29 protein-coding genes, 1 tRNA gene and 1 pseudogene are annotated in these 23,825 nt (G+C 35.2%); 6 read left to right on the forward strand and 25 right to left on the reverse strand.

Annotated features, from left to right (window positions below; all coding sequences use genetic code 11):
* Positions 1–218 precede the first annotated feature (218 nt).
* From D1953_RS06200 to D1953_RS06210, 3 genes are all read right to left on the reverse strand, one after another.
* On the reverse strand, positions 219–698 hold the full coding sequence (locus D1953_RS06200; protein ID WP_119116303.1) for a CcdC family protein: 480 nt from the start codon (positions 696–698) through the stop codon (positions 219–221).
* Between the two features lie 87 nt (positions 699–785).
* Complete coding sequence (locus tag D1953_RS06205) at positions 786–1,145, reverse strand: response regulator (RefSeq protein ID WP_119116304.1); 360 nt, start codon at positions 1,143–1,145, stop codon at positions 786–788.
* Positions 1,146–1,282: 137 nt separating this feature from the next.
* On the reverse strand, positions 1,283–1,990 hold the full coding sequence (locus D1953_RS06210; protein WP_119116305.1) for a cytochrome c biogenesis protein CcdA: 708 nt from the start codon (positions 1,988–1,990) through the stop codon (positions 1,283–1,285).
* 459 nt (positions 1,991–2,449) lie between these two features.
* Here D1953_RS06210 and D1953_RS06215 point away from each other — a divergent pair.
* Positions 2,450–2,538 (forward strand) — tRNA-OTHER (locus D1953_RS06215).
* A gap of 261 nt (positions 2,539–2,799) precedes the next feature.
* Entirely contained in the window at positions 2,800–3,138 is a 339-nt protein-coding gene (locus D1953_RS06220; RefSeq protein ID WP_119116306.1) for a hypothetical protein, read from the forward strand.
* 115 nt (positions 3,139–3,253) lie between these two features.
* Here D1953_RS06220 and D1953_RS06225 read toward each other — a convergent pair whose 3' ends face one another.
* The 6 genes from D1953_RS06225 to D1953_RS06250 all read right to left on the reverse strand — a co-directional run bounded on the left by D1953_RS06225 (position 3,254) and on the right by D1953_RS06250 (position 8,610).
* Positions 3,254–4,138 (reverse strand): Ig-like domain-containing protein, encoded by an 885-nt coding sequence (locus D1953_RS06225; RefSeq protein ID WP_119116307.1) that lies wholly within the window; start codon positions 4,136–4,138, stop codon positions 3,254–3,256.
* 739 nt (positions 4,139–4,877) lie between these two features.
* Positions 4,878–5,165: a hypothetical protein gene (locus D1953_RS06230; protein ID WP_425454252.1), complete on the reverse strand. Its 288-nt coding sequence runs from the start codon at positions 5,163–5,165 to the stop codon at positions 4,878–4,880.
* 179 nt (positions 5,166–5,344) lie between these two features.
* A complete protein-coding gene (locus D1953_RS06235; RefSeq protein ID WP_119116309.1) occupies positions 5,345–5,809 on the reverse strand; it encodes a hypothetical protein in 465 nt (154 codons plus the stop codon).
* 302 nt (positions 5,810–6,111) lie between these two features.
* The gene (locus D1953_RS06240; RefSeq protein WP_182480522.1) at positions 6,112–6,567 is read right to left on the reverse strand and encodes an SH3 domain-containing protein; all 456 of its coding nucleotides are present in this window, start codon (positions 6,565–6,567) and stop codon (positions 6,112–6,114) included.
* An 845-nt stretch (positions 6,568–7,412) separates the two neighbouring features.
* The gene (locus D1953_RS06245; RefSeq protein ID WP_119116311.1) at positions 7,413–7,817 is read right to left on the reverse strand and encodes a GIY-YIG nuclease family protein; all 405 of its coding nucleotides are present in this window, start codon (positions 7,815–7,817) and stop codon (positions 7,413–7,415) included.
* Between the two features lie 232 nt (positions 7,818–8,049).
* On the reverse strand, positions 8,050–8,610 hold the full coding sequence (locus D1953_RS06250) for a recombinase family protein (protein ID WP_119116312.1): 561 nt from the start codon (positions 8,608–8,610) through the stop codon (positions 8,050–8,052).
* 177 nt (positions 8,611–8,787) lie between these two features.
* Here D1953_RS06250 and D1953_RS21150 point away from each other — a divergent pair, with 177 nt between their 5' ends.
* Positions 8,788–9,555 carry a hypothetical protein gene (locus tag D1953_RS21150; protein WP_182480523.1) on the forward strand — a complete coding sequence of 256 codons (768 nt, stop codon included), beginning with the start codon at positions 8,788–8,790 and terminating at the stop codon, positions 9,553–9,555.
* 258 nt (positions 9,556–9,813) lie between these two features.
* Here the strand turns inward: D1953_RS21150 and D1953_RS21155 are convergent, their stop codons facing one another.
* The 8 genes from D1953_RS21155 to yneA all read right to left on the reverse strand — a co-directional run bounded on the left by D1953_RS21155 (position 9,814) and on the right by yneA (position 14,789).
* Positions 9,814–9,954, reverse strand: a complete 141-nt coding sequence (locus tag D1953_RS21155; RefSeq protein WP_182480524.1) for a hypothetical protein — start codon at positions 9,952–9,954, stop codon at positions 9,814–9,816.
* A 35-nt stretch (positions 9,955–9,989) separates the two neighbouring features.
* The gene (locus D1953_RS06260; protein ID WP_119116313.1) at positions 9,990–10,178 is read right to left on the reverse strand and encodes a hypothetical protein; all 189 of its coding nucleotides are present in this window, start codon (positions 10,176–10,178) and stop codon (positions 9,990–9,992) included.
* A 180-nt stretch (positions 10,179–10,358) separates the two neighbouring features.
* Positions 10,359–10,574 carry a YneF family protein gene (locus D1953_RS06265; RefSeq protein WP_119116314.1) on the reverse strand — a complete coding sequence of 72 codons (216 nt, stop codon included), beginning with the start codon at positions 10,572–10,574 and terminating at the stop codon, positions 10,359–10,361.
* A gap of 84 nt (positions 10,575–10,658) precedes the next feature.
* The gene (sirA, locus tag D1953_RS06270; protein ID WP_119116315.1) at positions 10,659–11,093 is read right to left on the reverse strand and encodes a sporulation inhibitor of replication protein SirA; all 435 of its coding nucleotides are present in this window, start codon (positions 11,091–11,093) and stop codon (positions 10,659–10,661) included.
* 278 nt (positions 11,094–11,371) lie between these two features.
* The gene (gene tkt, locus D1953_RS06275) at positions 11,372–13,378 is read right to left on the reverse strand and encodes a transketolase (protein ID WP_119116316.1); all 2,007 of its coding nucleotides are present in this window, start codon (positions 13,376–13,378) and stop codon (positions 11,372–11,374) included.
* A gap of 129 nt (positions 13,379–13,507) precedes the next feature.
* Complete coding sequence (locus D1953_RS06280) at positions 13,508–13,741, reverse strand: DUF896 domain-containing protein (RefSeq protein ID WP_119116317.1); 234 nt, start codon at positions 13,739–13,741, stop codon at positions 13,508–13,510.
* A gap of 57 nt (positions 13,742–13,798) precedes the next feature.
* Positions 13,799–14,464, reverse strand: coding sequence for a YneB family resolvase-like protein (locus D1953_RS06285; RefSeq protein WP_119116318.1), 666 nt, complete (start codon positions 14,462–14,464; stop codon positions 13,799–13,801).
* 13 nt (positions 14,465–14,477) lie between these two features.
* Positions 14,478–14,789, reverse strand: coding sequence for a cell division suppressor protein YneA (yneA, locus tag D1953_RS06290; protein ID WP_182480525.1), 312 nt, complete (start codon positions 14,787–14,789; stop codon positions 14,478–14,480).
* A 153-nt stretch (positions 14,790–14,942) separates the two neighbouring features.
* Between yneA and lexA the strand changes: the two genes are divergently transcribed.
* The gene (lexA, locus tag D1953_RS06295) at positions 14,943–15,566 is read left to right on the forward strand and encodes a transcriptional repressor LexA (protein WP_119116320.1); all 624 of its coding nucleotides are present in this window, start codon (positions 14,943–14,945) and stop codon (positions 15,564–15,566) included.
* A 19-nt stretch (positions 15,567–15,585) separates the two neighbouring features.
* Here lexA and D1953_RS06300 read toward each other — a convergent pair whose 3' ends face one another.
* From D1953_RS06300 to D1953_RS21920, 5 genes are all read right to left on the reverse strand, one after another.
* The gene (locus tag D1953_RS06300; protein WP_119116321.1) at positions 15,586–15,825 is read right to left on the reverse strand and encodes a phage holin; all 240 of its coding nucleotides are present in this window, start codon (positions 15,823–15,825) and stop codon (positions 15,586–15,588) included.
* Positions 15,826–16,249: 424 nt separating this feature from the next.
* Complete coding sequence (locus D1953_RS06305; RefSeq protein WP_119116322.1) at positions 16,250–16,498, reverse strand: hypothetical protein; 249 nt, start codon at positions 16,496–16,498, stop codon at positions 16,250–16,252.
* A gap of 301 nt (positions 16,499–16,799) precedes the next feature.
* Positions 16,800–16,922 (reverse strand): hypothetical protein, encoded by a 123-nt coding sequence (locus D1953_RS21915; protein WP_281271530.1) that lies wholly within the window; start codon positions 16,920–16,922, stop codon positions 16,800–16,802.
* A gap of 487 nt (positions 16,923–17,409) precedes the next feature.
* A complete protein-coding gene (locus tag D1953_RS06310; protein ID WP_119116323.1) occupies positions 17,410–17,811 on the reverse strand; it encodes a hypothetical protein in 402 nt (133 codons plus the stop codon).
* Positions 17,812–18,084: 273 nt separating this feature from the next.
* Complete coding sequence (locus tag D1953_RS21920) at positions 18,085–18,264, reverse strand: YjcZ family sporulation protein (RefSeq protein WP_119116324.1); 180 nt, start codon at positions 18,262–18,264, stop codon at positions 18,085–18,087.
* Between the two features lie 1,104 nt (positions 18,265–19,368).
* Between D1953_RS21920 and D1953_RS21925 the strand changes: the two genes are divergently transcribed.
* Together D1953_RS21925 and D1953_RS06325 are read left to right on the forward strand one after the other, a co-directional pair.
* Positions 19,369–19,539: an aspartyl-phosphate phosphatase Spo0E family protein gene (locus tag D1953_RS21925; protein ID WP_119116325.1), complete on the forward strand. Its 171-nt coding sequence runs from the start codon at positions 19,369–19,371 to the stop codon at positions 19,537–19,539.
* A gap of 247 nt (positions 19,540–19,786) precedes the next feature.
* Positions 19,787–20,132 (forward strand): annotated as a pseudogene (locus tag D1953_RS06325) (L,D-transpeptidase).
* Between the two features lie 466 nt (positions 20,133–20,598).
* Here the strand turns inward: D1953_RS06325 and glnA are convergent.
* The 3 genes from glnA to D1953_RS06340 all read right to left on the reverse strand — a co-directional run bounded on the left by glnA (position 20,599) and on the right by D1953_RS06340 (position 23,813).
* The gene (gene glnA / locus D1953_RS06330) at positions 20,599–21,933 is read right to left on the reverse strand and encodes a type I glutamate--ammonia ligase (RefSeq protein WP_119116326.1); all 1,335 of its coding nucleotides are present in this window, start codon (positions 21,931–21,933) and stop codon (positions 20,599–20,601) included.
* Positions 21,934–21,968: 35 nt separating this feature from the next.
* Entirely contained in the window at positions 21,969–22,373 is a 405-nt protein-coding gene (locus tag D1953_RS06335; RefSeq protein ID WP_119116327.1) for a MerR family transcriptional regulator, read from the reverse strand.
* 171 nt (positions 22,374–22,544) lie between these two features.
* Positions 22,545–23,813 carry a methionine gamma-lyase family protein gene (locus tag D1953_RS06340; RefSeq protein WP_119116328.1) on the reverse strand — a complete coding sequence of 423 codons (1,269 nt, stop codon included), beginning with the start codon at positions 23,811–23,813 and terminating at the stop codon, positions 22,545–22,547.
* Positions 23,814–23,825 lie beyond the last annotated feature (12 nt).

Consider the following 23,825-nt stretch of genomic DNA (forward strand, 5'->3'; position numbering starts at 1 on the left):
ACATTTCAATCTTACGATTAAATACCAAACTCACTATTTTCACCTCCTCCCACACGAACAAATGATCCTATTTATGTTTTACGATAAGCTTACCAACAGTTCAATGCCTATAATTCAAAAAAACTTGCTCAATGAAAAATAAAATTGAGCAAGTTTAACTATATTTAAAGAAGCTGTTTTTTAGCCCCTTTATTACCTATACTAAACGATATGATTAATCAAGCCATTTTTCCGTTACCTAACTGCGACTCTTTTACTTTTTGATATTGGAAATACATTGCAATTCGCCAAGGAACAATCATTCCTAACGCGAGAATATAAAACATGCCAGCTAATACACCAAATTCTAGTGTACTTCCTAATATAATTTTAGCAACTACACGGATTAATAAAAGAGCAACCAAAATAAATACAAACGCTTTCGATCTCTGCATATAAATTTGATTGTCTCTCACTTCAAACTTGGATGTTTTAATTAACAAAATCGAAAATAACAGCCCTACTGTAAATGCTTCTATAAATTCATAACTGGTTATGCGAAACATCGGAAAAATAAACATTAAAGCCCCCGTACTCATAAATAGAGGCGGCAAAATAATCTTCTTCACATTCACGGGTCTTTCAGTTTCAGTCATCCTGAACTTATATACAGTAATCCCCATAATAATAGCAATTACCGCGGATATATAAATCACCATCTATCATCCCTTTAACTAAATTAGGTAACATTAATATTACGAATAAAAGTATATATTACCTAATTCAGATAAGCAAGAATACACACCTTAACTGAGAGTACGGTTTATAGCCTCAATCACTCGACCCTCATCAAAAGGTTTCACAATAAAATCCTTGGCTCCTGCTTCAATCGCTTCAACGACCATTTTCTGTTGTCCCATTGCAGAACACATGATCACTTTAGCTGTAGGAAATTCCTGTTTAATTCCTTTTACCGCATCTAACCCGCTCATAACTGGCATGGTAATATCCATTGTTACAAGATCTGGATTTAAGTCTCGATATCGCTCAATCGCTTCCTGTCCATTTTCAGCTTCACCAACTACTTGATGGTTAGCTTTTTTCAATATGTTAGAAAGGGTCATCCTCATAAACTTTGCATCATCTACTACTAATATTTTTGCCATGATTATTCCTCCTCATTTCATACAACGAAGCACTATCTTATTCTATATCTATACAAAAACCAGAAAGTATCTTTAGAATATAAGACTTAAGTCCTTTAATCAAGATATATTATGTTACAATTTGTTTGAAGTCCCCATTAAAACCCTGTAAATCCTCCAAATAGACTAGATAAAATACTAATAATCTTGGTCATCCAATCAAAAAATAACACTACTCCCATTATAATCATTAAGTATCCACCGGCTTTCATCATGCTAGAACTATACTTTTTAATCCAAGACAATTTTCCAATAAAGAAGGATAGTATGAAAAACGGAATCGCAAAGCCTAAAATATAAGCAATCATATAATACATCGCAGAAGTCGGTTGAGATATCCCCATAGATATAACGGCACCAAGAATAGGTCCTGTGCAAGGTGTCCATCCCGCCGCAAACGCAAGACCAATAATCAGAGAACCAAAATAACCGGTAGGTCGATTTTTAAATTCAATCCGTTTACCTTTCATTAAAAATTGCGGCTGAAACACTCCTAAAATAATTAAACCAAAAAGGATAATGAGAATGGCCCCAATTTGACGAATCAAATCAGAATAATCATAAAAAAAAGTCCCTAGAAAAGAGGTACTAAAACCAAGGGCAATAAATACAAGAGAAAAGCCTAATAAAAAGAAAATCGTATGTAAGAAACTTCTTCTTTGGAGCATAACCGGTTCTGCTTTAATATCTCCTACACTCATCCCTGTTATATAAGAAAGAAAAGCTGGATATAATGGTAAACAACATGGTGAAATAAAACTCAGTATCCCCGCTCCAAAAGCTAAAAAGATATTCAAATCATCCAATACTTTCACCCCTAGATAAAAAGTATATGTCCATTGTAGCAAAGCATTTCATAAAAATACATTTATTGGTCTCCAATTATACTTTTACGAAAAATGATAGAATCCACAATAAAAGCACTCCTAGAAATGCCTTTTCATTACTTTATTTGTTGCCTCACCTAATGGAGGTTCTTTTACAATGGTTTTTATCCCAGTTGCATCATCATTTGTTCGTTAATTGGTTTATCAACATTTTTGCAACTCTTACTTTATCAATCCGAAACTCATTGTCTATGATGATAGATTTATAATAAGGAAGAAACTCGGCGTATCTTTGATCTGTTGTATGAATACTCCAACCTTCTTCAAATTAAAGGGAATCATGTAGTAAAGAAATAAAAAAGTGTATGAATAAAACCGCTGATTAAGTACATACTAAGAAACATCAAGCAACGATTAGATGATTGCTTTGTTATCTGCAAGCGTGTAGCTCAACTGGCTAGAGCGACTTGTTCACTTGATGCGATAGTGAATAATGTATTTTGCGGGTTCGAATCCTGCCACGCTTGACCTATTTTCATTTTTAGGAATAATAAAACTTCCCTGCTTATCTCCCCTTCTTAACACCACCTTTCTCTATGAAAAGCTCTTACTTCCCTAACAACGATTTACTTTCTCTCTTTCATACTTTGATGCATTCCTGTTATCTTCTTTTAATAAAAATAAGTTGTTATGTAACTGTATAGAAAGGAAAATGCAAAGATAAATTGATAGACTTATAAGAAAAGCTTGTAGTATACATAATGAAGTTGACTAAAGGGAGATGAACCATGGAAGCGCATGTAAAGAAGTCTTTAGAAGAGTGGAAAACAGAAATTTGTGAGTTATTACATGGAATAGATAAAGAGTATGAAGAAGTAAAACGTGAGCTTCAGGTTTATTCCTATAAATTCAGCATTACTAAACAGGTTGTACAATCTACAGTCAATGATGAGATTATCCGCAATATCCGTGAGCTTTATCATAAACCGTTTGAACAAAGATTTAACCAGTTGAAAGAAGAAATAAAAGACCTCGAAGAAAAGAAAAAAGTGTTTCAGATGTTTGTAGATAAAATTGATAAAGTAAAAGAAAAAGAAGAGGTAAAACCCTATATACCTGCTCAATAACCCGAAGGTAAGCAGTGCAATAAAGAATGAAATTTATAGAACGGGTAATAAAATTAGCCTTCCTTTAGAACATGTTTCCTAAAGGAAGGCTTTTACATATAAAACCTATTTGAATTTAATGTTTTACAACTGTAGTAGTTGCCTTTGAACTAATATTCCCCGCCTTATCCTTTGCAGTAATAGAAAGTATAGTTCCCTTTCTTTGTGCTTTTATCTTAACAGAGTAATTTCCGTTCGAACTAGCCTTAGCAGACCCAAGTTTCTTACTTCCTGCCTTTACGGTCACGGTTGAATTAGCTTCTGCCTTTCCTTTAACTACTTTATCGTTATCATCTACCCTTTTAACAGTTGGTTTAGATGGCTTAACATTGTCTATAAACATAGCTCCGATTGCATATAAGTCCTCTTCTGTATTATCATCATAATACTCGTTATCTAGATCTAAAACACCCACATAGTATGTGCCTGCCTTAGCTTGATAGCCTTGTACTTGAACACCATTCTCATACTCATAGCCTAAATATTTTAACTTACTATTTTCAACATAATCTTTTTGTACAGCATTAAATAGGAGATCAATGGAGTATGAATTAGTTTCTCCACCTACTAATAAAACTCCATTCGTAGGTACTACTACTTTATAGAAATCTACATCGTACAAAGGAAGTAATTGACCAACCATCAGTTTTTCATATGATAATTTATTTGCTGAATTAAAATCGTCATTATACTCTTCTTCAATAGTGTAATCATCACTGGAAGCACGACTCACAGTACCCATTTTATTAGAGCTTTTTGCAGAGCCTTTTATTTCTACTTGTAACTGATTTAATACAGCCGAATTCACTAAACCTTCTGGAAGTGGTTTTTCCACTTGGCGTTCAATAGCTTTCCTTGCCAACTCGAACTCAGTTCCTTCTGCCTTAACAGTGCCTACCGATAATGATGAAACAGCTAATACACCTACAGCCACTAATGATAAAATACCTCTATTGCGCATATTCTTCCCCCTCATTTGTTATGACGAACTATATACTATATTTATACTAATACATAAGAACTATTTTTACCATTTTTATCCATACAAAGACTTAAAATCCCATCATCTAAGCCTAAGCATCTTCCTTCTCACCTCTTCTATAAGATTTAGCAGTCTCTTACTCAAGCAGCTATAAACCTAGGAAGTATCGCTGCATTTATTCACAAATCACCCCTAATATAATTCAAGGAAGGCTAATTCAAAAAATCTGTTACTACACTATTAGAAGCTAACTAGAACATGTTGAAACCCTTTTAAGACAACAAAAAGCGGGATACAAGTGTTGTTCCCCGCCTCGTGCTACCATATTACTTCTTTTTAATTTTATATTCTCCTCCAATGGTATATAGTACAATTTTACCACAACACCAATATAAGGATGTGCTAATTCCCCCTAATGTAACTACTTAGTCACTGAATATTAATTTTCTAGGATGAAACATCGATTCATATCGAACCATGCTGGAGAACTACATCTGATGTGATCCATTCAATAAATGCCAAATATTAACAATATGTTTATTCCCCCCTCCACTCAACCTGCTTTCCATCCATAAAAAAAGAATCAGCACATAGCCGATTCTTCTAAGCATCATTATCTCTTTTTCAAACTGACAAGTTCATAATATTTTTTATTTTTACTGGCACTCTTAATCAACTTTACATAGTTGTTATAAAAAGGACTAGACTAAAATTCCTTTTATTCATCTTTACCCGCTTCAATCATTAAGAAGATTGCTGATATAATATGCATAATCATTCCCACAAAGGGAATCCAAGCAACACATGATGTCACAATTCCAAGAATATGTCCTGTTTTCTTTCTATTTTCCTTTGACGATATGATAAGTGATACAATGTGTAGAGCTAACATGACTAAAAGTGGAGTCCAATATAAACCAACTACAATTGATCCACCGAGTAAAGGAATGCCAAGTAACGCTTCCAATCCACCTGATACCCATTTTAATAATCTAGAAGCTCCCACAATTATTCATCCTCTCTTTTTATAATATTTATTTTATTCTATCCTTTCTAAATATAATCTCTAATATCTCTTTCGCTTTTTAACTTCATCTTAACTTAACCTTCTGTCATACCAATACTAATTCTTACTCATCAATATTTTATCTTAATTAACTAACGTATCTTCTTTTTCTCCGATAATTATCTATTTTTTAATTTAATAAGTTCATGTTTAGTTAGTCCGTCATAACCACTTTTGATAAATCCTACATTCGGAGCAAAGTATAGTTTATATCCACTATAAACTCCCTGTATTTCAATACAATTTTTAAAAGTACCAGCTCGTGTTTTCACTGTTTTAGACATAGACGTAACAACAAGATCCTCTTCTCCAAATGGATCTTGCAATGATTTCTTAATTTTAAGAGGATATTTTAAATCTAAATAATAAATTATCCCGTCTAAACTCAAATATCCAGTGTACAAGCCATTTATATTTTCACGCTTTATTTCAATATCTTCCCCGTTTACTATCCATTTGTCTGCACCATTTTTACTTTTACCCGAATAAATATATTCCTTTATACAATCGCCTTCAACCCAATAAGTATATGTTTTCCTTTTATCCATCAAATAAAAATTTGTGAATTTTAAATATTTAGTCATTACATAAGCTTTCTTTTTTTATAACGAATCTCCGACTATCCTGATTTAATTTGTGAATAAACATATACTCCAACATCTTTCTTTAAGAATCCAACTTTTTTGTATTTTGTTCCTGCACCACTTCGTACGTTCAACGCACCGCTTTTGATATTTACGTATGCTATTTTAGTAGTAGCGGCTTCTGTAGTGAAGGAGTTAAACAAAATGATAATACCAAGATAAACGTAATAAATATTTTAGATAACTTTTTCATTAGCCATGATACCAACCTGATTTTACATTAACACCAACAATGTACATTTCTACTCCATCGACTTCACCATACACTGAATATTGTCCCTGATTATTATAAATGCCATTTTTTTATATCTCAGGGTATCCTTCGAATCCACATAATATTTTACCATTGCATCCTCGAATTCTTTTTTAATTCCAGGAGACCATGCAAATGGGTCAGCAAATTTTATATATTTAGTCGCAACATACGCTTTTTTCCCTTTATACTTAATCTTCGACCAACCCGAGAAGTTATCAGTCGAATAAACAGCTACCTCTGCTCCTTTTTTTAATGAACCAATTTTTTTGTATTTTGTCCCTTCTCCACTTCTTACAGTCAAAGTACCACTTTTGATTTTTACAAATGCTTTTTCTGTAGAAGTCGTTTTCGATGAATGGAACGCTTCTGCATTCGATGAATTAAACGAGAAAAATGATAGTATCAAAATAGGGATAATACAGACTTTCAATAATTTTTTCACAACTATAATCCTCCTTAATAATTTACTAGCAATATTCTACTATACTTCCATAAAAAAGGAATGTTTAATTTCTAATTCATATTTACCACACAAATATAAAAAACACTTACATAGTAAGTGCTTCTTATACCCGAATTATAGTTAAGTAGATTAATAAAAATCGATATATTATTAATGGTCGTCATCTACTCTACTCCACAAAAAAAGCATCTAACCATACCTAAGTTAAATACTCAATCTAAAGTGTTGGTAGTACCTACATTCTTCGCTATTTTAAAGGAAGAACGACAGCCACAAGCAGCAATGACATTTAGATTATCAATAGTAAATCCTCCGCCCATCATCGATTATTTGCCAATGTTGATATATCAAGGTTTTTTATTGTTTTTGGTGATTATGAATTGCAATCATGATTGTTAATTGCAAGCCTTCACGATTGTTAATGTCGTTAACTGAATTATACCCAAAGTTTTACACTCAAACAAGTAATAGCCAACTTATAATTCCTTAATATAGTAAAAAAATCCAATCCCCTAAAAATAAGATTGGATTTCTGTTTACACGTTACCTATATCAGAAGTTCAACCACTGCTTCAGTTGTTAAGAACATAGCCGCTACAGATGCAGCGAACCCTTATATAATCATATTCAATTAGCACTAACCACTTCTCATGATAAAGCTTCATTTTCAATGATAAAGTAGTGATGGAAACATGTAAAGTGGTCAAGGAAATATTTCTCATTAAGAGAAGGAATGTAACAATTATTCACCAATACAGGGAATAGATTACTACTATACTCAAAAAGGTCTAACTTAGCTTTTTCTCATTGTTAACCTTTTTAACTCATTGACCAAATAATCCATCGAGGTATTCCTTTTCCTCTGGACTATTCCATTTATAAGGGTATTCACTCTTCTTAAAAAATTTGTGACCCCAATATGAGTCTTCATTTAGCAAATAAGGTGTTTCACCATACTGTCCTCTTGTGATTCTATTCCAGCTGCGGTCAACATTATAAATAGGGTCTACTCTCTGTATTAATGTATATTCAAGTAAACGATGCTCGTCCGTTGGATAGATAGAGAAACTATGAACAAGTGGATTAAGGTATTCATAATGGTGTGAAAAGCGTTTTCCAAACTCGGAAGCATATCCAACATAAAGTGGTTTATTTTCTTTGTTCCACAGTATATAAACTCCACCATATTTAGAGATTGTATTAAATCGATAAAAGTCTGTTATCTTCATAAGTCAACACTCCTTGTGTGCCAATAAAGTAAGGTTGCAAATAGTATATCATACTTCTAGAATTACCCTGTGATTTTACTAGTTCGCTTAGAATGGCAACGGAAACTTGAAATAATTTGTGATGTGTAGATGAGTCTGCCTATCTGATATCCCATCAATGTTCCCTGTGAAAATGTGGAAACTATGCCCCCTATCCTATGAAAATGAAAAGAGACCCCTCAGGGGGAGTCCCTTAACACACTTGTTGATGCTTTTTGATTAACTTGTCTAGTGTTGGTCGTGATACCCCTAATTCCTTTGCAAGCTGAGACTTTGATACTTCACGATTCATATATCGTTGATAATGCTTTTCGAACTCTTGGATTGCTACTTCTTTTCGTCCTTTGTACTTTCCTTCAGATTTAGCTATTGCAATACCTTCACGCTGTCTTTCGAGCATATTTTCACGTTCAAAATCGTTAATAGCACTAATCATCTTTAACATTAGTCTACCTGTTGCTGTTGAGGTATCAATCTGCTCTTTAATTGATACTAACTGAACCCCTTTTGATTCCAATAGTTCAACTAGTTCTAATAAGTCTTTTGTGGAGCCTGCTAATCTCGAAAAGTCAGCAACATAGATTGTATCGCCTTCCCTAGCAAAGTCTAACATCTCTTGTAGCTTTGGTCTGTCGGTATTTTTTGCTGAGACCTTCTCCTGATACACCTTATCTATTTTGTACTGTTTGATAGCTTCAACTTGTCTCGCTTCGTTCTGTTCAACTGTTGATACTCTGATATATGCTATATTCATGTTCATCTTTCCTTCCGTATGTAACTGATGAATCAAAGATAGCATACTGTGTTGATAAGATTTGTTACGCAGATTAAGAAGAGATACTTGTATAAATATATGGTATAATTTTCCTAGTAAGTTCGTATTTTGAAATAGTACGAATAAGCTATACATAAATAAAAAGGGGGAGTTAAGGTGGATATTTTTTTAGGATTGGTATTTTTTGTTGCATTTATCGCTTTTCTTGTGTTTGCCATTTTAACAGTGGTTGCTTTGATTAAGAAGAATGGGCTGGTTAAGCGTCAACTTATCTGCACTGGTGGATCCATCGCGATGATGTTTATTAGTTTGAGCATTGCAGTAGCAATAGATGAAGAGGATAGCTCACAACCTGCAAGCATAGAGGTTGCTAAAGAAGAGAAGTTAACACCTGAAGAGGAAGCAGCTAAGAAAGAAGCAAAAGAAAAAGCCGAAGCTGAAGCAAGAGCTGAGAAGGAAGCGGAAGAAAAAGCTGCTAAAGAGAAAGCCGAACAAGAAGCAAAAGCTAAGAAAGAAGCGGAAGAACGTAAGAAAAAAGAAGAGGAAAGAAAGAAAGCGGAAGAAGAGGCCCGCATTGCAGCAGAGAAGGCTGAAGCTGAAAAGAAAGCAAACGCTCAACCCATTGAATATGCACAGCTCATCAAGAATCCTGATCGTCACGCTGGAGAATATGTAAAATACACAGGAGAGATTGCTCAAATTCAAGAAGGAGATAATTCAACCGTAATACGTCTTGCAGTCACTCAAGAATCTTACGGATGGAATCCTAATGATATCATCTGGGTTGAGTATGATGGATATACAGAATACGTAGATGGAGATGTGATTACTGTCTATGGAGAAATCTATGGAAGTCACACCTATACATCACAAGCCGGATGGGAAATTACTATTCCAGCTGTGATTGCTGAATCATTTGAGTGATCATTTCAAATTGTGACAACCGCACAAGAAGAAAATGTTCGTCTTCAAGTAATCTGACCGTTCGTACAAGAAGCCACTGATCCTATTGAACAATCGCTACCGTTACTTTAAGCACATTCCTTTACAATCACTGTAACTTATTGTAGCAAACAATAAAGCAGTTATATAAATCTAAGTTACTCAATAAACCATAGATAAATACAAGAAGATAAAGCCACGACCTGGAATCGTGGCTTTATCTTCATACTACAACTATGATCAGGCTGTAACTTCTTCTGTCGTGAATCCATTCAACACAAGCTTAGGCACTCTAGGTAACTCAACCTTATTCATTGGGCTTTCGATTAAATACTCTTCCTTGACACACCTATTAAAGAACGCTTTAACCATTTTTGCCATTGATGTAAAACACTTTGTGGCTTAAGTCCAGACTTTTATTTCCCTCCTACATACGCTTTTAAATCATGTACTGTTACTGATTCTAACGCTGCAATACCTCGTTTCTCTTTTAAAAATACCTTCACCTGCTTTAATTCCTGACGTTTGTTTATCATGGTTTTATTTGTATACCCTTCAGCCATGCAATGATATAAATACTCATCAATTACATCTTCCAACAACACGAAAAAGACCACCTTTCTGCTTAATCTTTCAACAAAAAAGTGGTCTTATATCAATTATTAGAATGATTAATCAACATGTACGTATAATGGCGATGAAAACTTAACCAAATAGAGAAAAATTTACCCATAATCATCCTATTTTATCAATCAAAGAATGCTAAAAACCTATGTAGCAAGGTTTTATTTACCTTGTTGTTTATTCATTGCTTGCATCATTTGATTAATTTTCTTTTGCGATGGTTTTTGTCCCATTTGCATCATCATCATTTTTAACATTTGTTCATTAATTGGCGGATTTTTCTTCAAATAGTCCATCATGTACTTACGAGCGATGAAAAATCCTAGAGCAATACCAGCAATCAATGCTAGAAAGCCAACTAGAATGTATAACCACATACTATTTCCTCCTTCTTGTTGTCTAACATCAGTGTACTAGACCAAAGGTTATTATACAATATTCCCTGCCGAAAAGTCCTCTATTTAGACAAATTTTCTTTCCTTGATCGGCTTGAGCCACCCAAAACGCTCATGATCGAAATCAATAGCCAAGAAGCTAGGCCCACATTTACGAATACATTCAAAAAAAGCCGTTTCTGCTACATAGTCTCCGCTCGATTGAATCTCTAGAAAATCTCGATGAATCCATAAAGAAGCACAACTCCTGCCACTATTCTTTTCTAAGTAATATCCCCCATTTTGATAGCAAAAATTCTGCTTCTTTTGTTGTTCAATCACTTTCTTCACTTGCTCATTTGGAATAATTTTCGTTACATATTCAATTTGCTTGTGTAAAATATCTCGTAAAGATCCCGTTGTCTGAATATATTCCAAAAATAAATTGAAAAGTGACCTTTCTCTTCCAAAATAAAGCTGAGCAACTTCCTCTTCTATTAAATAGACTCGATAGGTTCTCATTCAGCCAACGCCTCCTCACACTTAATTTTTAATAACACATCATAGCAAAATCATATTTTTATATCCATCTAAAAATAGATTTATTTAGCATATTAAAATTCACTTCCATTATATAGGATTCACCTAAAAAGATATGTTGTTTATTGAAAAAAAAAATTAGAACTTTTGTCGAAAGAAATCTAGTTAATCCAAAAAGCGTGCTAAAACTTCACTTACTTTCATACTTTTTGACGATAAAAAAACTGACATCACAAAATGCGATGTCAGTTTGACTTCTATTATTGTTGAACTAACGTTTTAACTCGAGAAACGATATTTTCAACTGTAAAACCAAATTCCTTCATAATTCTTCCGCCTGGTGCAGATGCTCCGAAGTGATTAATTGCTAAAATATCACCTTCATCGCCTGTGTAGCGGTCCCAACCAAATGGTGAAGCTACTTCTAACGCTAGACGCTTTTTAATAGAAGGATTTAAAACACTTTGTTTGTATTCTTTCGTTTGAGCTTCAAAGCGATCCCAAGATGGCATGCTGACAACGGCAACATCAATACCTTCTGATGCTAAAGCTTGTTGTGCTTCCACAGCTAAGCTCACTTCTGAACCAGTTGCAAGTAATAATGCATCAGCTTCTTGTTTTGTCGATGGAGACACGATGTAAGCCCCTTTAGATACACCTTCTAAAGCTAGTTCAGCTGTATTTTTCAACGTTGGCAGACCTTGACGAGTTAATACAAGAGCTGTCGGTTTATCCTCTGATTCAAGAGCTAGCTTCCATGCTGCCGCTGTTTCATTTCCGTCTGCTGGACGAATTACACCTAGGTTTGGCATCGCACGTAAAGAAGCTAATTGTTCGATTGGTTCATGAGTAGGACCATCTTCCCCTACTGCAATACTATCGTGAGTAAACACGTATGTGACTGGAAGCTTCATTAAAGCAGCTAGACGAATTGCTGGACGTAAGTAATCCGAGAATACGAAGAATGTTCCTCCAAACACTTTTACACCGCCATGTAACGCCATTCCATTTAAAGCAGCACCCATTGCGAATTCACGAACACCGAACCAAATATTACGACCGCTATATTCACCTGGGACAAGATCTGCTTCTCCTTTAATCGTCGTGTTGTTAGAACCAGCCAAGTCAGCTGAACCACCAATAAAGCTTGGCACGTTTTTCGCAATGGCATTCAACACTTCACCACTTGATGCACGTGTTGCTAATGATTTACCTTCCTCATATACAGGAATATTTTGATCCCAACCTGCAGGAAGCTCGCCTTTAATAGCAGCTTCTAATTGACTAGCAAGTTCTGGGTATGCTTCTTTATAATTTGCAAATAAGTCTGTCCACGCTTGCTCTTTTTGACTTCCTGCTTGTACACACGCTTCTGTAAAGTGGCTGTACACTTCATCAGGAACGTGGAAGTCTTTTTCAAACGTCCATTTGTAAGCATCTTTTGTTAATTTTAATTCATCTGCACCTAGTGGAGCACCATGAACAGATGATTTACCAGAACGGTTTGGTGAACCATATCCAATAACTGTTTTCACTTCAATTAATGTCGGACGATTCTCATCCGCTTTCGCTTCTTCAATCGCTTTCGCAATTTCACCTAAATCATTGCCATCTTCGACACGTAAATACTGCCAACCATATGCATCGAAACGCTTCGCTACACTTTCACTAAATGATTTATCTAAATCACCATCTAATGAAATATCGTTTGAATCATATAACACGACTAAGCGACCTAATTTTAAGTGACCAGCTAGTGAAGCCGCTTCTGCTGAAACACCTTCCATTAAATCACCATCGCCACAAATACTATATGTAAAATGGTCAACTACATTATATCCATCTTGGTTATACGTTTCAGCTAAATGACGTTCTGCCATTGCCATTCCAACTGCCATCGCAATCCCTTGTCCAAGTGGACCTGTTGTCGCATCTACTCCAGCTGTATGACCGTATTCCGGATGTCCTGGTGTTTTACTTCCCCATTGACGGAAATTCTTTAAATCATCTAATGATAAATCATATCCAGATAAATGAAGTAAGCTATATAAAAGCATAGAACCATGACCTGCTGAAAGTACAAAGCGGTCTCTATTAAACCAGTTTGGATTTTTTGGGTTATGGTTCATAAATTGAGTCCATAATGTATACGCCATTGGAGCTGCTCCCATTGGCATACCGGGATGACCTGAATTAGCTTTTTCAATTGCATCAATCGACAATGTTCGAATCGTATTGATGGCTAATGTATCGATGTTTTCTGACATTTTTAAAACTTCCTTTCCTTATATGTACTTCTTTATATTATAGTGACATTCCCAATATAACAACTAAAATCATGAGAACTTTACATAAAAAAAAGAATACAACTAGTATGTATTCTTTTTCTCTTTCACTTAATGTAACCTTCTTTTTGCTTTAATATCTTTAATTTTTTGTGGAGTCACGTCTTTTCCTTCTGGATCAATAACAGTCATATGCTCCAACGTATTGGACATAGATTGTCGAAATGTCTCTAAATATTCGCTACGAAGCTTCGTTTGCTCCTTTGCTTCTTCCATCGTTAAACCGACTTCTTTAGATTTTTTAGATAGCTCATTAATACGAGCTAATTTTTCTTTCGATAACATACTCTCGCTCCTTCTATATATAACAGATACTCACATCGTATTAAAAAAGAAGCAAAATTACAAGTTCTCTGATTCATTATTCTCGTTTGTTTGCGCGTATTCAAGAAAACGACGATGAACAGTTGCTTTCGACACGTTATAGCCAAATCCTCTTAATGTTGCAGCAATATCAGCAAAAGTAAGTCCATTAGCCCGCAATCGAACAATCTCTTCAATTGGCACTTCTTTACGATCTCTTCCACCAGCCTGCCCTCGATTGGAAAGGTTTTTTTGCGGACGATATCCATTCTCTATCGCTCGAATCATACCACGTTTAATTTTTAAATTATGTAGTTTTCTTTGATACTCTTCTACAATGCTTACGATTTGAATGACCATAGCATCTGCATCTGACAATTCCATTTCACCATCATGTGTTAACGTATAAATCTTAATACCTTCCTTTAAAATAAGATGAAAAAGAGCGATTTTTGCATTTCCTCTGCCTAATCTTGTCTCATCTTGAATAAGTAAAGTATCTGCTTCTTGGTTTTTAAACCATTCTAGCATTTGAAAAATACCATCACGATTCAGCTCATATCCACTAGCTTGCTCTTTCACAATATGAACAACTTCCATACTTAGTTTGTTCGCTAACTTAATAAGTTCTTCTTCTTGCCTTGTTAAAGAGGTTGTTTGAGATTCTTTTTCCGTACTGACTCGACAATAAATGACTGCTTTCATAACTTACCTACCTTTATTCAGCACTTGCCATACTTTGAATATGCTCATCTTGAGTAACAGGGATGACGATTGTTTCACCTGGCTGCAAAGCATCTGCACGTACTTCATTATATTCTTCTATCCAAGCAATGAATTCCGCTTTTGTCAAATGACTTTCTTCATACCGACTAGCAATGCTCCATAATGTATCGCCTTCCTCTATGAGAATAGACTGGAAATTTGCTGAAGAGTCTTCTTGAATTGTAAGAGAGAATAAGATTGATAAAAGAAACACAGCACCTGCTACCACGATAGTATAAAAATACTTTTTATAAAAAGCCTTCAATGAAAACCCCTCCACCACGAATGTTTGTTCTGTTAACTCGAATTATAAAGCGAACAAATATTCCTGTCAATATTCAATCTAGAACTTATGTTTGTACCCTATAACACATCATGGTATACTATAGAAAAAAGATGAGGAGAAGAGGTGTTTCAAATGACAAAGCTATCCAAACGTCAACAAGATATTCTTAATTTTATAAAAGAAGAAGTCCAAAAAAAGGGATATCCACCATCTGTAAGAGAAATCGGCGAAGCAGTTGGTCTTGCTTCTAGTTCAACCGTGCACGGACATTTATCACGCTTAGAAAGTAAAGGATTAATTAGACGCGATGCTACAAAACCACGAGCTATTGAAATTCTTGATCTAGATAAAGACAGTCACATCCCACAAAGCAACGTTATTAATGTTCCACTTCTTGGAAAGGTTACAGCTGGCCTGCCTATTACCGCAATCGAAAATATTGAAGAATATTTTCCTCTGCCAGCGAATATGGCTCCTCATGATGAACAAGTGTTTATGTTAGAAATTATGGGTGAAAGCATGATTGAAGCAGGTATTCTTGACGGAGATTATGTGATTGTTAAACAGCAAAAAACGGCTAATAATGGGGATATTGTCGTAGCCATGACAGAGGAAAATGAAGCTACAGTAAAGCGATTTTTTAAAGAGGAAAGCTACATCCGATTGCAGCCTGAGAATTCCACTATGGAACCAATTCTTCTACACGATGTAACTATTCTTGGAAAAGTCATTGGATTATATCGTCACATTCAATAAAAGCGCAACTCGCGCTTTTTTATTTTAACCCTTTTTTCTCTAATTCTTCCTTTTGAATTCTTGCTTTTTTCGTCAACACATATGTGTTTTTATATACCGCATACATATTAACAACCAATGTGATAAACGCTGATAATAGCCAAATAAATGCACTAATACTGTCTTCAGTAAACCAGTCCAATTTAATCCCAATCGTACTTAGGAAAAATAATAGAGCTGATAAAAAACCGGCCAGTAACGTTAAGAGGTCTTTAATCACTACATTCCCCCCTTAAATAAATAGTGTCAGATCAGCAATAGTATCATACTTGTCCACTTTTAAAGGACGTAATCAACTTACTTGTTCTGCATCATTATTTTATGCACACTATGGAAGAAAAGTGATACAATTCTTAGCCTATTTATCATCATCCCTCTATAATTATATACGGGGAATTAACAACAATTAATTACTTATAGTTTACTAACACCGCTTTAGCTAAGGTTATATTAAATAGGCTTTGTTAAAATCGTATAAATCAACAATATTCATTAACAAAGCCCTTAAATAAGAGAACTAACAAAACTCTCCATATATAATATAGCCTTTTCTAAAACAGACCTCTTTCTTATTAAATACATCTTATTGCCCAAACTTATCTATCGCTCGATAATGTTGAACTGTAGCGCATTGTTATTCTGCTTTAATTAAATTCCCCTGCATGATATTTATTCAATAAGCGCTCTTGAACATATTGCCTGCATTCGGGAGATAATAAAGACCTTTCAGGATGAATGATATCTCCAAAAGGTCTATCATCCAAAAATTTAACTTCTCCTTCAAATTCTCTCTCTAAAATGGCATCATATCCCTTTATTTTCACAAAAGTAGTGTTAAATCCCGTTGTGACAAAATCTACTATATACAAAACATGCTGATGCTTTTCAGACATTGTGTGTCCCTCCTCCATATAATCCATAATTACATCCAAATCTATTGAAAAGCATATGTCAATAGATTCTCTAAAAGATAAAAAAACCGCTAGCGTTTAAAACTTCAACAGTTCGAATAATATAGGCTTCTATGTAGAAATACATCGATAACCCCCATTAACATAACACGAATATTTGCAAACATATAATGGGTAATGAAAATTATCATGATGTGATACAAACTAAAAAAGTATAAAAAAAGACACCTCATTTAGGTGTTTTTCGTCATTGAATCTAATTATTGACAGACTTCTAAGCTTCTTATAAATCTGTTGTTTGCTCAAGTAGTTGATCAATATCTACTCTTTCTCGATTTAAAAAACAAGTCTCACCGACTGCATTACCTGTATCTTCCAATAATTTATCAATGTCTATTTGTTTCATAAAAAAGAACTCCTTGAGGATATTTCCTAAAAAAAGACGGCCAGTACTAAAAAGAAACTGACCGTTTATGAAAAAAAAGAAAGCAATTAAAGTAATAACATTATTACTATACTTAGTATAAATTTTTTGTCGATTCTTGTCGACAAGTAAATTGCGTCATAATATCTATAATTTCACAATACTTAAAAGACACATGTAAGTCTCAGTATAAAAGTTCGCCTCTTTCTTAGCTAATCCTAATATTCGCCCTGTGCTTTCTCTCTCATTTTATGAAGCCGAGCAACTAATCCCCAAATTAGCCCGTTGTCAACGAGTATTATTTAACAAATCCACTTTCACGAAATCTGTCTTATTCGCCACCCTCTCTTATCAGCGACAATCATATGTTTGATTTTCTGCTCATGCTCTTTTACCTAGTAGGCAAAACAAAAGAGCGAGCATTTAATACATTAAATGTTCACTCTTTTTATCCCTCAAAACGCCCATTTTACTGTTGATGGCTATTTTGGTATGCCGTTGCAATAGCTTGCGCCTGTTGAAATTCTTGCTGTGCCTGTTGAACATCTTGTTGTTCTTTTTTAAGTTGTTGCTGTGCTTGCTGTAAATGCTGATTTTCAGTTTGTACCAATTGCTGTGCTTGAAGTAATTGCTGACTTTCTAGTTGTAACTTTTGATAGGCCTTTTGGACATCTTGCTGCAATTGTTCCAAGTGTTGTTGTTCCTGAAGAGTAGAAGGTTGAATACTTTGTAATTGTTGATGCGCTTGTTGGACAGCTTGTTGTGCTTGTTGCATTTGCTGTTCGCTTGTACTAGATTGCGCTTGTTTCACAGCTTGCTGAACAGATTGAGCCACTTCTGGCAATAACAACTGTTGATTTAGTTGTGTCATAAAACAAAAGCCTCCACTAATTATTATTTATTACTTAAAATGCTCTTTCATTATCGTGCTCATAATAGCTGTTTCTATGCTATAACTCAGTTTAAACGCATCAGTATGATCTCCATACCTTTAGTGCACAATTAATAAAACATTCTTGCTTATCCTATGCATCGCTCATATAAAAGACAGCAACTTTTTATACTATTTTTGTCCATGTTTTTTATTAAACTAAAATAAGACTTTAAACATAAAAAGACCGCCCAAAAGGGCAGCTTTTCATGTTTAACAGTATGCACCATATCCATGGGCTGGGGCTGCATATCCGCCACCAAATCCACCACAGAAACTAGCTCCTACGATAATTAAGAGAATAAACAATACAACTAAAAAGGCAAATCCACCACCAAATCCACAGCCTCTGTCAAATCCATCACAACAATCATCTTTACGAACGCCAGACATACAATCACTCCTTATTTGTTTTAAGGAGGTACTTAAATGGGTTAATTTATTCTATGTTCCATATAGGTTAATGACACAATTTATTTTTCTTCCGCTCCCACAAGCATAATTCCGAAGGCGAATGAGTTAAAATTATTATGTTACTTCTTATAAAAAACTAAAATCCCCTCTCCTATTATGGAGAAGGGAGCGCATCCGTCGCTAGAAAGAAGCTTCACTATTATAACAACTTGAACAGTTTTTATACAATTATTTAGAACAGCATGTTCCAAGTCTTGATGACCTAACACTGGATGGGTAAGATTAGCAACAACAATCCAACCTCATCATATCCACGCTTACTTGATATTCCCCCTCAATCCGCAGCCATTTCCGTTATAAAGTCAAATGCATTTACAATGAATAAGCACGTTAATAAGGCGGACCAACCACCGACTAGCTATCCAATAAAACGACCAATTGTAACTTTTAAAAAAGTCTCCATTCGCACACCTGCTTTACATAAAAATAGTCCCGATTGGTTTGGGGCAACTCAGGTCATAATGTAGTAAAAAAGACAGCCAGTTTTAAAGGGAACTGACTGTCTCAATGAGTAAAAAGAAAACAATCATCGCAACACGATTGCCTTCTATATACATTATAAAACTTTTGTCGAAATATGTCGATATAAACCGCATAAATTAGATGTTTTGTCGAATGATGCAGATAGCATTAATCTCTTATAAAATTTAATTTAATGATTTTATATTAAATTAAACAGGAATAATCCTCTCTCTTACAATATCCCCCTGCTTGGGAATGGATAATAAGGTGCCGTACATGCAGCCCTTGAAGAAATTTACGTTCATCAATCACTAGTCTCTCTTCACTATTTTTGGAGGAAACATCTCCTCACCGACTTATAGTGGAAAATTTAATATTTCTGTTACCACAGCCCCCTCATGTCATGAGTCCAATTAAAGATTATTAATCAATATTTACTTCCATCAGCTAAACAGCCTAAAAATTTTTTATCGTAGCATTACATTTTTGTAATAATTAGTTTATAATGTTAAATATTTATTTAATTTTGGTCTTTAATTACAAGTCAGCAGGAGGTAAGTCATGAACACAAAAACTTTATCTCTTAAGCATCTGGAAACCTCCATTTCTTATTTGAGAACTCATATGATTACTATTGGAATATCAAAAGGACTTACACATTCTGATACAATTAAGTACAGTCAAAAGTTAGATATTTTATTGAACGAATACCAGAAAATTAAATCAAGCTGATAACACTTTTAAAAGTGCTTTACGAACTCTTAAATTCCCCTGTATCAAGTGAATCCAAAATACATATAGTAATACAGAGCAAGGCGTTTAGTCATCGAGATGAACACCAGTGAGCCTTGCTCTTTTGTTGCGTCTTCTCTTCGTACTGTTTTCATTAAGTTACTTTTCTTTCCTCATTAACCACTCACTCAATCCCTGTTCATTAACAAAGGCCTTAGTTACTTCATACATTATTTTAAAAACGGGATTGAACTTCACGGGGAGATTGATTGACGTATCAACATCACGACATTAATTAAAACTTTTTGATGAAAACAAGCTTATACAAACTTACCCGATTGCAGTTGGAAAAATATTGTCCCCAACACCTTCTGGGACATACACGATTACCAATAAACAACCTAATCCCGACGGACCATTTGGAGTGCTTTGGATGGGATTATCAAGATCCCACTACGGTATACATGAAACAAATAATTCTATCTTCAATCGGTAAGGATGTCTCACATGGATATATTAGAATGTTTAATGATGATGTTCTAGAATTATCATCTAGCGTTCCAATTAGTACTGGCGTTTCCATTCATAAATAACTCGGTTAATCTTGCTCCTTTGATACGTAGTTTAAGTCTACTCTCCGCTTTCAAACTTCAACCAAGCATTCATAAATACTAATATTTTTTTATCCGGCAATCAATATATGAATGAATAACATATACTGAAACTAACCTACTTGATAAGGAGGCTATCCTTTTGGATACTGTACTTGCTATTTTTCAAAATAAAGCAATTATGTGGGTAATCTGCTCAGTTGTTGTTTGTATTTCCATATACGGATTCATATCATTCGACTATTTTTTCAAGTAATTACTACATAACTGGTCTTCTGATCCTTATAGACAAGGAGACTAGTTACTAATTAAAAGAACAAACTATTAAATAAGTCACTAGATTTTCAAGAATCCAGCCAAGATACCAGTAAAATATTTGGAGATGTGAAAACCAACAAAGGTAATAAAAAAAAGCCCCGATACTAGTAGTATCGGAGCTTTTAATTGATTAATACATTGTCATGTATTGATCGCGTTCCCATGGGTGTACTTGCGTACGGAACATATCCCACTCGATTTCTTTTGCTTCAACGAAGTGTTCTAAAAGATGCGCACCTAACGCTTCTTTAATAACTTCGTCAGATTTTAATACATCTAATGCAACTGCTAATGTAGCTGGTAGGTCAACGATACCTACTTCTTCACGCTCTTCTTTTGTCATAACATAGATGTTACGATCAACTGGAGCTGGTGGAGTTAGGTTGTTTTTAATTCCATCTAAGCCTGCTTTAAGAAGTACAGCTAAAGCTAAGTATGGGTTAGCTGCTGGGTCAACGCTACGTACTTCAACACGAGTTCCTAAACCACGTGAAGCTGGAATACGGATTAACGGGCTACGGTTTTTAGCAGACCATGCAACATAACAAGGAGCTTCGTAACCAGGTACTAAACGCTTGTAAGAGTTAACTGTTGGGTTTGTAATAGCTGTAAATCCTGGAGCATGCTTGATGATACCAGCAATAAATTGTTCAGCTGTTTTGCTCAGTTCTAATTTACCTTCTGTATCGTAGAATGCATTTTCATTTCCTTTGAATAAAGAAACGTTACAGTGCATACCTGAACCATTTACACCGAACAATGGCTTTGGCATGAATGTTGCGTGAAGACCATGCTTACGAGCAATTGTTTTAACTACTAATTTAAATGTTTGAATATTATCACATGCTGTAATAGCATCTGCATATTTAAAATCAATTTCGTGTTGACCAGGAGCTACTTCATGGTGAGATGCTTCGATTTCAAAGCCCATTTCTTCTAGCTCAAGTACGATATCACGACGGCAGTTTTCCCCTAAATCTGTTGGTGCAAGGTCAAAGTATCCGCCTTTATCATTCAATTCTAGAGTTGGCTCACCTTTTTCATCTAATTTGAATAAGAAGAATTCTGGTTCTGGTCCAAGATTGAAGTCTGTGAAGCCCATTTCTCTTGCTTCAGCTAAAACTCGTTTTAAGTTTGCACGTGGGTCACCTTCGAATGGTGTTCCATCTGTGTTATAAATATCGCAAATTAAACGAGCTACTTTTCCTTTTTCAGCTGTCCAAGGGAACACTACCCAAGTATCTAAATCAGGATATAAATACATATCAGATTCTTCGATACGTACAAATCCTTCGATAGAAGAACCGTCGAACATCATTTTATTATCTAATGCTTTCCCTAATTGACTTACCGGAATTTCTACGTTTTTAATAGTTCCTAAAATATCTGTAAATTGAAGACGAATGTATTTAACATTTTCTTCTTTCGCTAAACGAGTAATATCTTCACGTGTATACTTTGCCATGATCTATTCCTCCCCTAATGTATAACTAATTATTTTTAATGGAAAAAGCGAGACATATCACCTTGTCGTAAAGATGTACGGTACTTACCGCCTTGCAATAATTCCGTTCGAAGGATTTTTCGCAACTCAACTTCACTTAGGTCTTGTCTAATCTTTTCCGCTTGCTCGCTGTCTTGTTCTTGAAGAGCACCCTCATTCTTCACGGTAAAAATCTTTTTAATACCGGCTAGGTTCACTCCTTGCTCGATTAAATCTTTAATTTCGAGCAATCGATCGATATCATTTAATGAGAATAGGCGGCGGTTGCCTTCCGTTCTCATCGGAGTAATTAATTGATGCTCTTCATAATAACGAATCTGGCGCGCAGACAACTCTGTCAATTGCATCACGATTCCTATAGAAAAAAGAGGCATCGAACGCCGAATGTTGTTGCCGCTCATTAAGCATCCTCCTTTTGTTTATCATAGTTTTATTTTATGCTATGTAATTTTATTTGTCAATGCAATGTTATGTTTTATAACATAAATATTTTTTACTTTGCTGAATTGCAAGTTAATTCAAAATAGAGAGCCAATAGGAAGTTGGCCACTCTAGTTATTCTATCATACTATTTATAATGTAATAAGCTTCTTAGATAATAAATTATCTACGGCTGTTAACACTGCCATCTTCACATGAGCATATGTTAAGCCCCCCTGAACATAGGCCACAAAAGGAGCACGAGTTGGTCCGTCTGCTGTCAATTCAATGCTCGCTCCTTGAATAAATGTTCCCGCTGCCATAATAACATCATCCTCATAGCCTGGCATATAAGCAGGATACGGAGTCACATGTGAATTGATTGGAGAAGCAAACTGAATTGCTTGACAAAAAGCAACCATCTTATCCTTATCATCAAATTGAACCGACTGAATAAGATCGGTGCGTTTAGCATTCCATTTAGGCGATGTATTCATTCCAAGTCTCTCTAAAAAGGCCGCGGTAAACACTGCCCCCTTTAACGCTTGTCCTACAACATGCGGAGCAAGGAAAAATCCTTGGTACATTTCTTGTAAGCTATAAAGAGATGCCCCTGCTTCTGCTCCAATACCAGGTGATGTTAATCGATATGAACAAGCTTCTACCAGCTCTTTTTTACCGACAATATAGCCGCCTGTTTTCACTATACCGCCGCCCGGGTTTTTAATGAGTGACCCCGCCATTAGGTCGGCTCCTACGTGGCACGGCTCTTTCGTTTCTACAAACTCACCGTAACAATTGTCAACGAACACAACGATATTCGGATTAATCTCTTTCACAAAAGCAATAGCTGCTTCGATTTCCTCAATCGTGAAAGATGGACGCGTTGCATATCCTTTTGAACGCTGAATTCCAATCATTTTTGTATTCGGTTTAATGGACTGTTTAACCGCCTCGAAATCAATAGCTCCTTCAGCAGTTAACGAAACCGTATTATAGTCAATGTGGAAATCTCGTAAAGAACCTATCCCTGTACCGCGAATTCCAACAATTTCTTCAAGTGTATCATACGGTTTTCCCGTAATATAGAGCAGTTCATCACCTGGACGAAGAATGCCAAACAATGCCGTTGAAATAGCATGTGTACCAGAAATAATTTGCGGGCGAACAAGACCCGCTTCTCCTCCAAATACATCTGCATAGATTAATTCCAGCGTATCTCTTCCGACATCATCATACCCATACCCTGTTGACGGGATAAAATGAGAATCACTGACTCGATGTGCTTGAAAGCTGCGAAGCACACGAAATTGATTTTCTTCAATTCGCTCTTCTATTTTCTTATGGAATGGAGCAATCATCGCCTCTATTTCTTTTACAATCGGTTGCAAAGTTTCCCCATTTGTTAAATATTGATACATGTTGTTTCCCCT

It is taken from the genome of Peribacillus asahii (assembly GCF_003570725.1).
GTDB classification, from domain to species: domain Bacteria; phylum Bacillota; class Bacilli; order Bacillales; family DSM-1321; genus Peribacillus; species Peribacillus asahii.

Excerpts from the sequence above, each read along its gene's own strand:
- D1953_RS06200 (WP_119116303.1), bottom strand. The coding sequence starts at position 698 with ATGGTGATTTATATATCCGCGGTAATTGCTATTATTATGGGGATTACT.
- D1953_RS06205 (WP_119116304.1), bottom strand. The coding sequence starts at position 1,145 with ATGGCAAAAATATTAGTAGTAGATGATGCAAAGTTTATGAGGATGACC.
- D1953_RS06220 (WP_119116306.1), top strand. The coding sequence starts at position 2,800 with ATGGAAGCGCATGTAAAGAAGTCTTTAGAAGAGTGGAAAACAGAAATT.
- D1953_RS06225 (WP_119116307.1), bottom strand. The coding sequence starts at position 4,138 with ATGCGCAATAGAGGTATTTTATCATTAGTGGCTGTAGGTGTATTAGCT.
- D1953_RS06235 (WP_119116309.1), bottom strand. The coding sequence starts at position 5,809 with ATGACTAAATATTTAAAATTCACAAATTTTTATTTGATGGATAAAAGG.
- D1953_RS06245 (WP_119116311.1), bottom strand. The coding sequence starts at position 7,817 with ATGAAGATAACAGACTTTTATCGATTTAATACAATCTCTAAATATGGT.
- D1953_RS06250 (WP_119116312.1), bottom strand. The coding sequence starts at position 8,610 with ATGAATATAGCATATATCAGAGTATCAACAGTTGAACAGAACGAAGCG.
- D1953_RS21155 (WP_182480524.1), bottom strand. The coding sequence starts at position 9,954 with ATGGCAAAAATGGTTAAAGCGTTCTTTAATAGGTGTGTCAAGGAAGAG.
- D1953_RS06265 (WP_119116314.1), bottom strand. The coding sequence starts at position 10,574 with ATGTGGTTATACATTCTAGTTGGCTTTCTAGCATTGATTGCTGGTATT.
- sirA (WP_119116315.1), bottom strand. The coding sequence starts at position 11,093 with ATGAGAACCTATCGAGTCTATTTAATAGAAGAGGAAGTTGCTCAGCTT.
- tkt (WP_119116316.1), bottom strand. The coding sequence starts at position 13,378 with ATGTCAGAAAACATCGATACATTAGCCATCAATACGATTCGAACATTG.
- D1953_RS06280 (WP_119116317.1), bottom strand. The coding sequence starts at position 13,741 with ATGTTATCGAAAGAAAAATTAGCTCGTATTAATGAGCTATCTAAAAAA.
- D1953_RS06285 (WP_119116318.1), bottom strand. The coding sequence starts at position 14,464 with ATGAAAGCAGTCATTTATTGTCGAGTCAGTACGGAAAAAGAATCTCAA.
- lexA (WP_119116320.1), top strand. The coding sequence starts at position 14,943 with ATGACAAAGCTATCCAAACGTCAACAAGATATTCTTAATTTTATAAAA.
- D1953_RS06305 (WP_119116322.1), bottom strand. The coding sequence starts at position 16,498 with ATGTCTGAAAAGCATCAGCATGTTTTGTATATAGTAGATTTTGTCACA.
- D1953_RS21915 (WP_281271530.1), bottom strand. The coding sequence starts at position 16,922 with ATGAAACAAATAGACATTGATAAATTATTGGAAGATACAGGTAATGCA.
- D1953_RS06310 (WP_119116323.1), bottom strand. The coding sequence starts at position 17,811 with ATGACACAACTAAATCAACAGTTGTTATTGCCAGAAGTGGCTCAATCT.
- D1953_RS21920 (WP_119116324.1), bottom strand. The coding sequence starts at position 18,264 with ATGTCTGGCGTTCGTAAAGATGATTGTTGTGATGGATTTGACAGAGGC.
- D1953_RS21925 (WP_119116325.1), top strand. The coding sequence starts at position 19,369 with ATGAACACAAAAACTTTATCTCTTAAGCATCTGGAAACCTCCATTTCT.
- glnA (WP_119116326.1), bottom strand. The coding sequence starts at position 21,933 with ATGGCAAAGTATACACGTGAAGATATTACTCGTTTAGCGAAAGAAGAA.
- D1953_RS06335 (WP_119116327.1), bottom strand. The coding sequence starts at position 22,373 with ATGAGCGGCAACAACATTCGGCGTTCGATGCCTCTTTTTTCTATAGGA.
- D1953_RS06340 (WP_119116328.1), bottom strand. The coding sequence starts at position 23,813 with ATGTATCAATATTTAACAAATGGGGAAACTTTGCAACCGATTGTAAAA.